Genomic DNA, 13,702 nt, shown 5'->3' with positions numbered 1-13,702 from the left:
GCGACCAATGAAATCGATAAACCTCACCCATAAATGCATTTGATGTAGTCGCCGGATCCGCGCGCCCGGCGCTCGACGACACCGGCCAGCCGCTGCACGCCGCGGCTCGGCCTGCTTGCGACGCGGGTGATCGGATTGGGAAGCGCCACGGCCAGAAGCGCCGCCTGCCGGGGGCTCAGTTTCGAAGCCGGCACCTTGAAATGATATTGCGCGGCCGCCTCCGCCCCATAGATGCCAGGCCCCCACTCGGCGATGTTCAGATAGATCTCCATCATCCGCCACTTCGACAGGACGAGGTCTGCGCCCAGTGCCAGGGGCAGTTCCATGCCTTTGCGGATGAAGGAGCGGCCGTTCCACAGGAACAGGTTCTTGGCGGTCTGCATCGGGATGGTGCTCGCGCCGCGCGTCGCCTCGCCATCGAGCGCATCCTCGACCACGCCGCGCATCTGGTTCCAGTCGACGCCGCCATGGAAGCAGAACTGGCCGTCCTCGGACATCATCACCGATCGGACGAGGTTGGGCGAAATCTCTTCGAGGTTTACCCAGCGCCGGTCGTATCCACGAAACAGCGCGAGTTCCGACAGCATCAGCGTCGAGACCGGACGAGTGAACGGCAGCGCGTAAACGAAAATCAACAGATAAGGCAGCACCACCAGCGCGATCGCGATCTGCACGATCCGGCGGATCAGATTGCCGGACACCCGGCGCCGTCTCCACCCGGCCCTCACGGGCTCCTCCTCCTGCAACTGCTGTTCGGGTGTGATGTCCAATATCGCACTCGTCCCTCGTTTTGAGTTTCATAACCGTTCAACGTGGCCAAGGCGAGTCTGGCGCCGAAAACTTCGCACGTCCTGGTGAATCGCCGTTGCCAGCCAACACTCGGCATGCCAAACAGCGGCCATGACGGACGCGAAAACGGCATTCGAAACACGCCTGCGGCAGAGCGCCGCCGAGACGGGAGCCCTGCTTTCGTCTCTCCTGTCCGATACCCCTCTTTCCGACGAGACAACCCGCCCGGCGTATCTGATGGCCGCCATGCGGCATGGGTCGCTGAACGGCGGGAAGCGGCTGAGGCCCTTTCTCGTGCGCGAGACCGCGGCGCTGCTTGGCGGGCCGGCAGAGGCAGCGCTTCGGGTCGGAGTGGCGCTCGAATGCCTGCATTGTTATTCGCTGATCCACGACGACCTGCCGGCAATGGACAACGACGACCTGCGCCGCGGCCAGCCAACCGTGCACAAGGCCTTCGACGAAGCGACCGCCATCCTTGCGGGCGACAGTCTGCTGACCTACGCCTTCGACATCGTCGCCGCACCGGAGACCATGCTCGCCGACCGGCTGAAGACGGAACTCGTCCTGTCGCTTGCCCGCGCCGCGGGACCCGGCGGCATGGCGGGTGGCCAGGCGCTCGATCTCGCGGCGGAGAAATCGCCGCCCGACGAGGCCGGCATCACCACATTGCAGGCGATGAAAACAGGTGCCCTGCTGCGGTTTGCCTGCGAAGCGGGTGCGATCATTGCCGGCTCCGAGCCGGAGCATCGCCAGCGGCTGCGGCTCTTCGGCCAGAAGATCGGCCTCGCCTTCCAGCTCGCCGACGATCTGCTCGACCTGACCTCGGATGCTGAAACCATGGGCAAGGCAACCGGAAAGGACGCCGGCCGCGGCAAGGGCACGCTCGTCGCCCTGCATGGCATCGGCTGGGCGGAGGAACGGCTGGACGTTTTGACGGCCGAGGCCGTGGAACTGCTTGCGCCCTACGGCGAAAGGGCGTCCATTCTGCAGGAGACCGCGCGCTTCATCGCCAGCCGGGAAAACTAGACAGGGATAGGAAACGAGAATGCCGGATGTCCTGAGTTATCTGCCCTACATGTGGCCGGCCTACGTCGCCTATGTCATCAACGTCGCGAGCCCCGGTCCGGCCAATTTCGCGATCATCGGCACCTCGATCTCGCAAGGGCGCCGCGCCGGCCTGATTACCGCGCTCGGCATCGCCAGCGGTTCGCTGACCTGGGCGACGGCGGCAGCTCTCGGTCTTGCGGCACTGCTGCGCAACTATGCGATCGCGCTGGAGATCATGAAAGTCCTTGGCGGCATCTACCTGATCTACCTGGCTTGGAAGGCCTATAAATCTGCGCGCCTGCCGGATTCCAAGGTCGCCCTCGGCAATGCCCGGACGAACTATACCGCCCGCCAGCTCTGGCTGCGCGGCTATGCGGTCCACGTCACCAATCCGAAGGCGATCTTTGCATGGCTGGCGATCATTTCGCTCGGCCTGCCGGAAAATGCGCCGACCTCGGCGATCCTTTTGATCATCGCCGTCTGCATGAGCTCGAGCCTGCTGATCTTCACCACCTATGCGATGGTGTTTTCGACATCCCATGCGCTGCGCGGCTACAAGGCCGCAAGGCGCTGGATCGAAGGAACGATGGCGGTTTTCTACAGCGTCGCCGGCCTGAAGCTGCTGACGAGCCGCATCTGAGCGGCTCGCCTTTCATCAGACTTTTATGATCAGCCCTGGGTGAGCGGCGCGATCGCCACTTCGACGCGGCGGTTCTGCGCGCGGCCGTCCGAGCTCGCGTTGGAAGCAACCGGCTGCGACGGACCGAAGCCCATCGTCGACATGCGGCGCTGGTCCACGCCACGGCTGCCGAGGTAGTTGGCGACGGAACCGGCACGGCGTTCCGAGAGCGCCTGGTTATGCTGCAGGCTGCCGGTCGAGTCCGTATGGCCGTTGACGTCGATCAGGGTGCGGTTGAACTTGTTCAGCACGATCGCGACGGAATCCAGCGTCCGGTAGAACGGCGGGATGACCTGGTCCTGGTCGGTGGCGAACGTGATGTTCGACGGCATGTTGAGGATGATGCGGTCGCCGACGCGGGTGACGGAAACACCGGTGCCCTGCAGCTGGGCGCGCAGTTCCGCTTCCTGATTGTCCATGTAGGCGCCGATGCCGCCACCGGCGAGCGCGCCGATACCGGCACCGATCAGCGCATTGCGGCCCGCATGACGTCCGCCGGTCAAGCCGCCGGCAAGCGCGCCGAGGCCCGCGCCGATGGCAGCGCCGCCGGCCGTGTTGGAAACCTTCTGCTCGCCCGTATAGGGGTCGGTCGTGGTGCAGGCGGAAAGATAGGTCGCGCAAAGTGCGACGATTGCGATTTTCTTCAGCATGTAAACAAATGTCCCCGTCGTCAGTGGTGCCACCTCATTTACCATGAATTGCGGCAATAGCGAGGAGGCCGGCATATCTTCGTCATTGACCACGAGCCCGGCCGGAACCGGGCCGATCAAGACACCCCCAAAGAGACCCGATGCAGCGAAAGAAGAGCTGCGATCAGCCACCCGCCGGCAGGTTCTTCAGGACGTCGAGCAGCCGGTCGCATTCAGCATCCGTGCCGATCGAAATGCGCAGATAGTCTTCTATGCGCGGCTTGTTCCAGTGCCGCACCAACACGCCCTCGGCCCGCAGCGCCGAATAGACTTCGGCGCCCGACAGGGCCGGATGCCTGGCGAAGACGAAATTCGCCTGCGACGGCAGCACATCGAAACCCATCGCGAGCAATTCGTCGCTGACACGGTCGCGCGTCGCGATGATCTTCTGCCGGCAGGTCTCGAACCAGGTGGCATCCTCGATCGCAGCAGTCGCGGCAGCCTGGGCCAGCCGGTCGAGCGGATAGGAATTGAAACTGTCCTTCACCCTTTCCAGAGCATCGATCAGATGCCGCTGGCCGAGCGCGAAACCGACGCGCATCCCCGCCAGCGAACGGGATTTCGACAGCGTCTGGATGACGAGGAGATTCGGGTAGCGGCCGATGAGACTGGCAGCCGTCTCGCCACCGAAATCGATATAGGCCTCGTCCACCACGACCGGCACGTCGGCATGCGCGGCCACCAGCGCCTCGATCTTCGGGAGGGCAAGGCCGATGCCGGTCGGTGCGTTCGGGTTCGGGATGATGATCGCGCCGCAGGGCCGGTCGTAGTCGGCAAGCCTGATCCGGAAGCCCTCATCGAGCGGAATTTCGACGACGTCGATATCGTAGAGCCGGCTATAGGTCGGATAGAAGCTGTAGGTGATGTCAGGATAGAGCAGTGGCTTGTCGTGCTTCAGCAGAGCCTGGAACGTGTGCGCCAGCACCTCATCCGAACCGTTGCCGACGAAGACCTGATCCGCCTGGACGCCGAAACGTGCAGCGATCGCTTCGCGCAATGCGGTCGCCGACGGATCCGGATAAAGCCGAAGGGCATCGTCCGCCGCCGCCTGTATCGCGGCGACCGCCTTCGGAGAAGGCCCGTAGGGGTTCTCGTTGGTATTCAGCTTGACGAGGTTCTGGATGCGCGGCTGCTCGCCCGCGACATAGGGTTTCAGCGTGCTGACGATTGGCGACCAGTATCGGCTCATGATTTATTCGGCAGCCGTGCGCTGGCCGAAGCGTTGCTCGATATAGTCGATGACCAGCTTCTCGAAATCGGCGGCGATGTTCACGCCGCGCAGGGTGAGCGCCTTCTTGCCGTCGATGAACACAGGGGCAGCCGGCGTTTCACCGGTACCCGGCAGCGAAATGCCGATATCGGCATGCTTGCTCTCGCCCGGACCGTTGACGATGCAGCCCATGACCGCGACGTTGAGCGCTTCGACGCCCGGATATTTCTCGCGCCAGACCGGCATGTTCTTGCGCAGGTCGTTCTGGATGTTCTGGGCAAGCTCCTGGAAGACCGTCGAGGTCGTCCGGCCGCAGCCCGGACAGGCGGCGACGACGGGAACGAACTGGCGAAAACCCATGACCTGCAGCAGTTCCTGCGCCACCTGCACTTCGCGGGTACGGTCGCCGTTCGGCTCCGGCGTCAGCGAAACACGGATCGTGTCGCCGATCCCGTGCTGCAGCACGTAGCCCATGGCGGCCGACGAGGCGACGATGCCCTTGGAGCCCATGCCGGCTTCGGTGAGACCGAGATGCAGCGCGTGGTTGGAGCGCTCTGTGAGCATCGAATAGACGGCGATCAGGTCCTGTACCTGGCTGACCTTGGCCGACAGGATGATGCGGTTGCGCGGCAGGCCGATCTGCTCGGCAAGCTCGGCGGAAATCAGCGCAGACTGGACGATCGCCTCGTGCATGACCTGGCGGGCCGACAGCGGCGAACCATCCGCCGCATTGCGGTCCATCAGCGTGGTCAGCAGGTCCTGGTCGAGCGAACCCCAGTTGACGCCGATACGGACCGGTTTGTCGTAGCGGATCGCCATCTCGATGATGTCGGCGAACTGCTTGTCCTTCTTGTCCTTGAAACCGACATTGCCGGGATTGATGCGGTATTTTGCCAGCGCCTCGGCGCAGGCCGGATGATCGGCGAGCAGCTTGTGGCCGATATAATGAAAATCGCCGATCAGCGGCACGTCCATGCCGAGACGCAGCAGTCGCTCGCGGATTTTTGGCACCGCGGCGGCACTCTCGTCGCGATCGACGGTGATGCGCACCAGCTCGGAGCCTGCCTTGTAGAGCGCCGCGACCTGGGCGACCGTTCCGTCAATATCGGCAGTGTCCGTATTGGTCATCGACTGCACGACGACAGGCGCACCTCCGCCGACGATAACGCCGCCGACGTCGACGGCGACTGTGGCACGGCGCGGTTTCGGATCGTAATCGATGGGTGCGGTCATCGGAAGTCTCGTCGCCTTGGGAATGAAGCGCCTTTCAGGTGGCGTATGGCTCGCGGCTTGTCAACCGCCGCGACGCTCACTTTATCGCACCGGCCTTTCCCGTTCCAGCCGGCAGGCTGACGCTCCTAGTGATGCGCCGTGTCCGCATGTTTGGCGAGCGATGACAGCAGGAGGACCACGACGATCAGCGCCGACAGGCCGGCGAAAATGATGGCAAGCCCGGTATATTCGGCGATGAAGCCGATGGCGGAGGGCGCAACCAGGATGCCGGAATAGCCCATGGTGGTGACCACCGAGAGGCCGACGCCGGCTGCCATGCCCGGCAGGTTGCCGGCCGCCGAAAAGGCGATCGGCACGATGTTGGAAATGCCGATGCCGGTCAGTGCAAAGCCGGCGATCGCCATCGGTGCGTTCTGGGCAAAGCCGATCAGCAGCAGGCCGAAAATCGAGATGACGGCGCAGACGCGCAGCGTCTTTACCGCGCCGAAACGGTCGCGGATCAGATCGCCGGCAAACCTCATCACCGCCATGGTGAGCGAGAAGGCCGCGAATGCGAAGCCGGAAAGCGTGACGGAAGCGGCAAGCTCGTTGCGAAGATAGAGCGCACCCCAATCGAGGATCGCGCCTTCCGGTATCATGCAGAACAGCGCCATGATGCCGATCAGCCAGGGTAGCGGCGAACGCGGCAGGCGGCTTCCGCCATGCTTGGCTTCGTCCGGATGCGGCGCGTCGTGCAAAACGATCCGCCAGGCGGCGACAATCATTACCGCGGCCAGCACCGTGACCAGGATGGCATGCGCGGAAACGCCGATATGTTCGATGAGGAAACCGCCCGTCGACGAGCCGAGCAGTCCGCCGAGGCTCCAGAACGCGTGGCAGGACGACATGATCGCGCGGCGCATGCTTTTCTCGACCGAGACCGCATTGGCATTCATCGCCACGTCCATGGCCCCGATCAGGCCGCCGAACAGGAAGATTGCCACGGCGCCTGACCAGATGCTGCCGACCAAGGTGAGAAGGAGCAATGTCGGCGTCAGCAATACCGAGGTATATTTGGAAACCTGGCTCGACCCGAAGCGGGCGATCTGGCTGCCGGCAAGCGGCATCATCAGCAGCGAACCGAGGCCAAACGTCAGGATCATCAATCCGAGCGCGCTTTCGCTCAAGCTCAATCGGCTCGCAAATTCCGGGATTTTCGGCGCCCAGGCGCCGATCATGAAGCCGTTCATCAGGAAAAGAAGCGAGACGCCCGCCCTTTCGGGGGTGAAGAAAGCTCGGGAGCTGGAGGAGGCGTTTGAGGGTGCGCGACTGTCCATGGATAGGTTCCTTTCGATCGTCGCGAACATATTTAAATCGATTGAATTTGCAACGCCGCGAAGAAGCACTCCCTCTCACAAATTGTATCGAGGCGAAACCTGCAACGCGGAAAAAGTTCACGGCCTGCCATTCGCCGCCGGCCAGCATGGGGCCTCGGGGCAATCCTGAATGACGTCGCCAGCCTGATGCTCACCTTCGGCGAACGGCTCGGCTGGAAAGATCGGGCAGCTGGGGAAGGTGGCTGAAATCAGCCGCCATAAACGATCAGCAGATCCTTGGCGTCGATTTGGTCGCCCGCCTTGACGAGCACCTCGGCGATGGTTCCGTCCTTTTCGGCATGCAGCGCCGTTTCCATCTTCATTGCCTCGATGGAGAGCAGCACGTCGCCGGCCTTGACCGCCTGGCCGGTTGTCGCGAAGACGCGGCTGATGACGCCCGGCATCGGCGCGCCGAGATGGGCGACATTGCCGGTGTCGGCCTTGCGGCGCACCGCGCTGCCGGAAGCGCCATGCGCCCGGTCCGGCACCTTGATGCGGCGCGGCTGGCCGTTCAGCTCGAAGAAGACGGTGACCAGGCCTTGCGCATCGGTACCGCTCATCGCCTGGTTGACGACAACAAGCGTCTTGCCGCGCTCGATATCGGCGAACATTTCCTCGCCATCGCCGAGCCCGTAGAAATAGGCATGCGTCGGCAGCACCGAGACCGGGCCATAGGTATCGGACGCCAGCGCGAAGTCGGTGAACACCTTGGGATACATCAGGTAGGAGGCGAACTCGAAATCGTTGACCTTGCGCTCCAGCTTGTCCTCGATCGCCTTGCGCTCCGTAGCAAGGTCAGCCGGCGGGAGAAGCGAGCCGGGTACGGCCGTGTAGGGCGCCTCGCCCTTCAGCGCCTTTTTCTGCAGCGCCTCCGGCCATCCGCCGGGAGGCTGGCCGAGATCGCCCTTCAGCATCGATACGACCGAATCCGGGAAGGCGATGTCCTTCGCCGGATTTTCGACGTCGGCGACCGTCAGGTCCTGGGAGACCATCATCAGCGCCATGTCGCCGACCACCTTGGACGACGGCGTCACCTTGACGATGTCGCCGAACATCTGGTTCACGTCCGCATAAGTCTGGGCGACCTTGTGCCAGCGGGTTTCAAGCCCGAGCGAGCGGGCCTGTTCCTTGAGGTTGGTGAACTGGCCGCCCGGCATTTCATGCAGATAGACTTCCGAGGCCGGCCCCTTGAGGTCGCTTTCGAAGGCGGCATACTGGCCGCGCGCCGCTTCCCAATAGAAGGAGATCCGGCGGATCCATTCCGGATCGAGGCCCGGGTCGCGCTCGGAGCCGGACAGCGCTTCGACGATCGAGCCGAGGCAGGGCTGTGACGTATTGCCGGATACTGCATCCATCGCCGCATCGACCGCATCGACGCCGGCGTCCACCGCGGCAAGCACGGTCGCGGCCGAAATGCCGGACGTATCATGGGTGTGGAAATGGATCGGCAACGAGGTTGCCTCGCGCAGCGCCTTGAACAGCACCCGCGCCGCAGCCGGCTTCAGGAGACCGGCCATGTCCTTCAGCGCGATGATATGGGCGCCCGCCTTCTCCAGCTCTTCGGCCAGCGAGACGTAATATTTGAGGTCGTATTTGGGGCGCGCGGAGTTCAGGAGATCGCCCGTATAGCAGATCGCCGCCTCGCAAAGCTTGTTCTCTTCGTTGATCGCATCCATCGAGACCCGCATGTTCTCGACCCAGTTGAGGCAGTCGAAGACACGGAAGAGATCGATACCGCCTTTGGCGGCCTGGGCGACGAAATACTTCACCACGTTGTCGGGATAGTTCTTGTAGCCGACCCCGTTGGCGCCGCGCAGCAGCATCTGCAATAGCAGGTTCGGCGCATCCTCGCGGATCATCGCCAGGCGTTCCCACGGATCTTCGGTGAGGAAGCGCATCGAGACGTCGAAGGTCGCCCCGCCCCAGCATTCCAGCGAGAACAGGTTCGGCAGCGCCCGCGCGTAGACGCCGGCGACACGCGCGATGTCATAGGTGCGCATGCGGGTGGCGAGCAGCGACTGATGGCCATCGCGCATCGTCGTATCGGTGATCAGCACGCGCTTTTCGTTGCGCATCCATTCGCCGAACTTTTTCGGACCGAGCGTATCGAGCAGCTGCTTGGTACCGTCCGGGACCGGGCCGTTGATATAGGGCAGGACAGGCTTGGCACTATGTTCGGACGGTGCCGGTCGGCCCTTGGTTTCCGGATGGCCGTTGACGGTGACGTCGGCGAGATAGGTCAGGAGCTTGGTGGCGCGGTCCTGCCGCTTGACCTGTTCGAACAGTTCCGGCGTCGTATCGATGAACCGCGTCGTATAGGAATTGTCGCGGAATTTCGGGTGGCCGATGATCGCTTCGAGGAAGGTCAGGTTCGTGGCCACGCCGCGGATGCGGAATTCCCTGAGCGCCCGGTCCATGCGGCTGATCGCTTCGGCCGGCGTCGAGCCGGCCGCCGTCACCTTGACCAGCAGCGGATCGTAATAGCGGGTGATCACAGCGCCTGAATAGGCGGTGCCGCCGTCGAGACGGATGCCGAAACCCGCGGCCGAACGATAGGCGGTGATGCGGCCGTAATCCGGGATGAAATTGTGTTCCGGGTCTTCGGTGGTGATCCGGCATTGCAGCGCGTGGCCGTGAAGGCGGATGTCTCCCTGGGCCGGCACGCCGGATTCAGGCGTGCCGATCGCAAAACCTTCGAGGATATGGATCTGCGCCTTGACGATATCGATGCCGGTGACGACCTCGGTCACCGTATGCTCGACCTGAATGCGCGGGTTGACCTCGATGAAGTAGAACTTGCCGGTATCGGAATCCATCAGGTATTCGACCGTGCCGGCACCGACATAGTTGGTCGCCGCCGCGATCTTCAGCGAATAGGCCGCAAGCTCGGCCCGCTGGGCCTCCGACAGATAGGGAGCCGGCGCACGCTCCACGACCTTCTGGTTACGGCGCTGGATTGAACAGTCGCGCTCGAAGAGATGAACGACATTGCCATGCGTGTCGCCGAGGATTTGGCTCTCCACGTGCCGGGCGCGCTCGACGAGCTTTTCGAGGTAGACTTCGTCCTTGCCGAAAGCGGCCATCGCCTCGCGCTTGGCTTCCACGACCTCCTTGGCGAGATCTTTCGGATCACGAATGGCGCGCATGCCGCGCCCGCCGCCGCCCCAGGACGCCTTCAGCATCACCGGATAACCGATCTCCTCGGCCATCTTCGCGACTTCGGCCATGTCGTCCGGCAGCGGTTCGGTCGCCGGCACCACCGGCACGCCGACCGAAATCGCCAGGTTGCGGGCCGCAACCTTGTTGCCGAGTTGGCGCATCGTATCCGGCCGCGGGCCGATGAAGATGATGCCTGCATCGTTGCAGGCCTCGACGAATTCCGGACTTTCGGAAAGCAGGCCGTATCCCGGGTGGATGGCATCGGCGCCGGAAAGCTTGGCGACGCGGATCACTTCGGGAATGGACAGATAACTCTCGATCGGCCCCATATCCTTGGAAAGATGTGGGCCGCGGCCGACCTGATAGCTCTCGTCGGCCTTGAATCGGTGCAGCGAAAGCTTGTCCTCTTCCGCCCAGATCGCAACAGTCTTGATGCCGAGCTCATTGGCGGCACGGAAGACCCGGATCGCTATTTCGGAGCGGTTGGCAACTAGGATCTTGGAAATGGGCAAGACGGATCTCCTCAGACGCCATCGAGAATAATGCTGCACTGCAAAGAAATCAGTATTGCCTTAATCAGGCAAGCGCAATTTCTCGGGGAGACCGTATGCGTCGCAAAGAGAGCAATCGCTCAGGCGATGAGACCGAGGCGAAATGCCGAAGCGACCACATGCTGGCGGTTCTTGGCGCGCAGCTTCTCCTGAAGCCCGTTGATGTACCAGTCGACCGTATGGCTGGAGATATCCAGCGACTTCGCGACCTCGTTCGAGGTCAGGCCGTCGGCGAGTAGCACGATGACTTCCATCTCGCGGCGGGTAAGTTGGGTGTCCACCTTGGCGACGGCCTCCAGCTCTTCCGCCTGTCCGCGCAGGTCCAGAAAGCGCCAGAACACCTTCTTGGCGGCGGCATCGAACAGCGCCATTTCGGCGGGCGAGAGATCCACCGGGCGGCCGCCGAGCGTCATGTTGCCGAGCAAGCCGTTGCGGCCATGGACGGGAAACAGGTAGCCGTCCTGAAGGCCGTGACGTGCCCCTTCCTGCATCATCCGCTGCATGCGCTGTCGATGCGGATCGTTCCGAAGCCTGAGCACCGCATCCCGCCACCGGAACGGCCTTTGCGCGATGCTGAGCATGCGAACGGTCGGATCGACCAAGGCATATTTGCGGGCTTCGTAGATTTCCTGCCAGCCTTCCGGCCAACGGCCGGCCAGGACAAGGCCGCCCGGATTCTGAAGGGAGCGCGGCCGGATGACCAGTCCGTAATATTCGAATCCATAGGCTTTCAGCAGAGATTCGAGCTGGGCCGTGAGCTCCGCCTCGGTCTTGATTTCCCCGACGAGTACCAAGAGTTGCACGACCAGCTGAATGTTCAAGGCTTGCTCCCCGCCGCGTTCTTTCCGGGCGATTCTTGTCTTTATGTTAAATTTCAGTAACTTCCCTTATTCACAATCGATTAGCATAGTTATCATTCTTTGAAGGTATACCGCGAAATCTAGCCCTTGACGGTTTTGTGCAATAAGCCGTGGGTTGGTTCAAGACACTGAATGCGGGAAGCCTTGCCCTCGATGAAACATTTCTGGCAGAAGAGTATTATCTCCGGCTTCCGTCGCGGAATTGCCGTTTCCGATCACTAGATTACCGGCGCCGCCCCGATGGCGGCTCCACTTGAAAGAGGTTGCGCCAGTTGACGCTGTTCCAGGTTTACGCACGAGCCCTCCAATATCTGGCGAAGAACAAGTGGCGTGTCGCCGCGGTCGTCATCGCCAATATCGTGCTTGCCGTTATCACCATTGCCGAACCGATCCTTTTCGGCCGTATCATCGATGCCATTTCGTCCGGCACTACCGTTACGCCGGTGCTGATGTTATGGGCCGGCTTCGGTGTCTTCAATACCGTTGCCTATGTGCTTGTCGCCCGTGAGGCCGACAGGCTCGCCCATGGCCGGCGCGCATCGCTGCTGACCGAGGCTTTCGGACGCATCATCTCCATGCCGCTTGCCTGGCACCACACCCGCGGCACCTCGAACGCGCTGCACACCCTGCTGCGTGCGGCAGAGAGCCTGTTCGGCCTGTGGCTCGAATTCATGCGTACCCACCTCGCCACCGCAGTGGCGCTCGTCCTGCTGGTCCCCACGGCGATCTCGATGGACTGGCGGCTGAGCCTCGTCCTTCTGGTGCTGAGCATCCTCTACTGGATCATCGGCGTGACGGTGATGAACCGCACCAAGGAGGGGCAGGCGTCGGTCGAAAACCATTACCACACGGTCTTCTCCCACGTCAGCGACGCGATCAGCAACGTATCGGTGCTGCACAGCTACAATCGCATCGAGGCCGAGACCCTGGCGCTCAAGGACTATACCAAGGACCTGCTTGCCGCCCAGTATCCGGTACTCGACTGGTGGGCTCTGGCCGGTGCCCTGAACCGCACGGCCTCGACGGTGTCCATGGGTGTCATCCTGGTCATCGGCACGCTTCTGGTTCAGCGCGGCGAAATCCGGGTCGGTGATGTCGTGGCCTTCATCGGCTTCGCTAACCTGCTGATCGGACGCCTGGACCTCCTGCGCCAGTTCGCGACCCAGATCTTCGAAGCCCGCGCCAAGCTCGAGGATTTCTTCATCCTCGAGGATTCCGTCGAAGAGCGCGCCGAGCCGGCGGATGCCGCCGACCTCGGCGAGGTCCGCGGCGAGGTGGAATTCCGCGATGTCTCGTTTGGCTTTGCCAGCACGAGCCAAGGCGTCCACAACGTCTCCTTCACGGCGAAAGCCGGGGAAACCGTCGCCATCGTCGGCCCGACCGGCGCCGGCAAGACGACGCTTATCAACCTCCTGCAGCGCGTCTACGACCCCCAGGAAGGCAAGATCCTGATCGATGGCATCGATATCGGCAAGGTGACGCGGAAATCGCTGCGCCATTCCATCGCCACCGTCTTCCAGGATGCAGGTCTCCTGAACCGGTCGATCAGCGAGAACATCCGCCTCGGCCGCGAGGGCGCCAGCGAGGAGGACATCGCCAGGGCAGCGGAAGCCGCCGCCGCGACCGAGTTCATCGAAACGCGGTTGAACGGCTACGAGACGCCGGTCGGCGAGCGCGGCAACCGGTTGTCCGGCGGCGAACGTCAGCGTATCGCCATTGCTCGCGCCATCCTCAAGAACGCGCCGATCCTTGTGCTCGATGAGGCGACCAGTGCGCTGGACGTCGAGACCGAGGCTCGCGTCAAGACGGCCATAGACCGCCTCCGCGAAAACCGCACCACCTTCATCATCGCCCACCGGCTTTCGACCGTCCGCGATGCGAACAAGGTGATCTTCCTCGAGAACGGGCGCGTCGCCGAAATGGGCAGTTATGAGGAACTCAGCGCCAGCGGCGGACGTTTCGCCTCGCTGCTGAAGGCAAGCGGCATCCTGACCGACGACGAGGAAGCGGCCGACCCTGGCGGGACGCTGGCACAGCCCGCCTGATCGCTACCCGTCTGATCGCTCCAGCCTGATCGCTCAGGGACTTCAATGAAAAACCCGCCGCCATTCGCATGGCGGCGGGTTTTCT

General features: G+C 62.9%; 10 protein-coding genes. 3 read left to right on the top strand and 7 right to left on the bottom strand.

The annotated features are described in order from the left end of the window. Positions 1-23 precede the first annotated feature (23 nt). A complete protein-coding gene (gene mtgA / locus C5J26_RS22565) occupies positions 24-770 on the bottom strand; it encodes a monofunctional biosynthetic peptidoglycan transglycosylase (protein ID WP_371681943.1) in 747 nt (248 codons plus the stop codon). Positions 771-900: 130 nt separating this feature from the next. Between mtgA and C5J26_RS22560 the strand changes: the two genes are divergently transcribed. Both C5J26_RS22560 and C5J26_RS22555 read left to right on the top strand, forming a co-directional pair. After that, positions 901-1,815 (top strand): polyprenyl synthetase family protein, encoded by a 915-nt coding sequence (locus tag C5J26_RS22560; protein ID WP_105403820.1) that lies wholly within the window; start codon positions 901-903, stop codon positions 1,813-1,815. A 19-nt stretch (positions 1,816-1,834) separates the two neighbouring features. Continuing rightward, positions 1,835-2,476 (top strand): LysE family translocator, encoded by a 642-nt coding sequence (locus C5J26_RS22555; RefSeq protein WP_046637341.1) that lies wholly within the window; start codon positions 1,835-1,837, stop codon positions 2,474-2,476. A gap of 29 nt (positions 2,477-2,505) precedes the next feature. On the opposite strand, the gene C5J26_RS22550 is transcribed toward C5J26_RS22555, so the two are convergent. From C5J26_RS22550 to C5J26_RS22525, 6 genes are all read right to left on the bottom strand, one after another. Then, positions 2,506-3,165 (bottom strand): OmpA family protein, encoded by a 660-nt coding sequence (locus tag C5J26_RS22550; RefSeq protein ID WP_105403880.1) that lies wholly within the window; start codon positions 3,163-3,165, stop codon positions 2,506-2,508. Between the two features lie 163 nt (positions 3,166-3,328). Next, positions 3,329-4,393, bottom strand: a complete 1,065-nt coding sequence (gene hisC, locus C5J26_RS22545) for a histidinol-phosphate transaminase (RefSeq protein ID WP_105403819.1) — start codon at positions 4,391-4,393, stop codon at positions 3,329-3,331. A 3-nt stretch (positions 4,394-4,396) separates the two neighbouring features. Next, complete coding sequence (gene ispG, locus C5J26_RS22540; protein ID WP_046626272.1) at positions 4,397-5,647, bottom strand: flavodoxin-dependent (E)-4-hydroxy-3-methylbut-2-enyl-diphosphate synthase; 1,251 nt, start codon at positions 5,645-5,647, stop codon at positions 4,397-4,399. A 125-nt stretch (positions 5,648-5,772) separates the two neighbouring features. Then, a complete protein-coding gene (locus C5J26_RS22535; RefSeq protein ID WP_105403879.1) occupies positions 5,773-6,963 on the bottom strand; it encodes an MFS transporter in 1,191 nt (396 codons plus the stop codon). Positions 6,964-7,211: 248 nt separating this feature from the next. Further along, the gene (gene pyc, locus C5J26_RS22530; protein WP_105403818.1) at positions 7,212-10,673 is read right to left on the bottom strand and encodes a pyruvate carboxylase; all 3,462 of its coding nucleotides are present in this window, start codon (positions 10,671-10,673) and stop codon (positions 7,212-7,214) included. Positions 10,674-10,792: 119 nt separating this feature from the next. Then, positions 10,793-11,533 (bottom strand): LuxR family transcriptional regulator, encoded by a 741-nt coding sequence (locus C5J26_RS22525; RefSeq protein ID WP_105403817.1) that lies wholly within the window; start codon positions 11,531-11,533, stop codon positions 10,793-10,795. A gap of 311 nt (positions 11,534-11,844) precedes the next feature. Between C5J26_RS22525 and C5J26_RS22520 the strand changes: the two genes are divergently transcribed. Continuing rightward, positions 11,845-13,617 carry a glucan ABC transporter ATP-binding protein/ permease gene (locus C5J26_RS22520; protein WP_105403878.1) on the top strand — a complete coding sequence of 591 codons (1,773 nt, stop codon included), beginning with the start codon at positions 11,845-11,847 and terminating at the stop codon, positions 13,615-13,617. The last annotated feature ends 85 nt before the right edge of the window (positions 13,618-13,702 follow it).

The organism is Neorhizobium sp. T7_12, assembly GCF_002968535.1.
Lineage (GTDB): Bacteria > Pseudomonadota > Alphaproteobacteria > Rhizobiales > Rhizobiaceae > Neorhizobium > Neorhizobium tomejilense.
Note: the sequence above shows the minus strand (reverse complement) of the source record. Positions and strands in the feature narration are given on the sequence as shown.

Excerpts from the sequence above, each read along its gene's own strand:
- C5J26_RS22550 (WP_105403880.1), bottom strand. The coding sequence starts at position 3,165 with ATGCTGAAGAAAATCGCAATCGTCGCACTTTGCGCGACCTATCTTTCC.
- C5J26_RS22555 (WP_046637341.1), top strand. The coding sequence starts at position 1,835 with ATGCCGGATGTCCTGAGTTATCTGCCCTACATGTGGCCGGCCTACGTC.
- hisC (WP_105403819.1), bottom strand. The coding sequence starts at position 4,393 with ATGAGCCGATACTGGTCGCCAATCGTCAGCACGCTGAAACCCTATGTC.
- C5J26_RS22560 (WP_105403820.1), top strand. The coding sequence starts at position 901 with ATGACGGACGCGAAAACGGCATTCGAAACACGCCTGCGGCAGAGCGCC.
- C5J26_RS22535 (WP_105403879.1), bottom strand. The coding sequence starts at position 6,963 with ATGGACAGTCGCGCACCCTCAAACGCCTCCTCCAGCTCCCGAGCTTTC.
- ispG (WP_046626272.1), bottom strand. The coding sequence starts at position 5,647 with ATGACCGCACCCATCGATTACGATCCGAAACCGCGCCGTGCCACAGTC.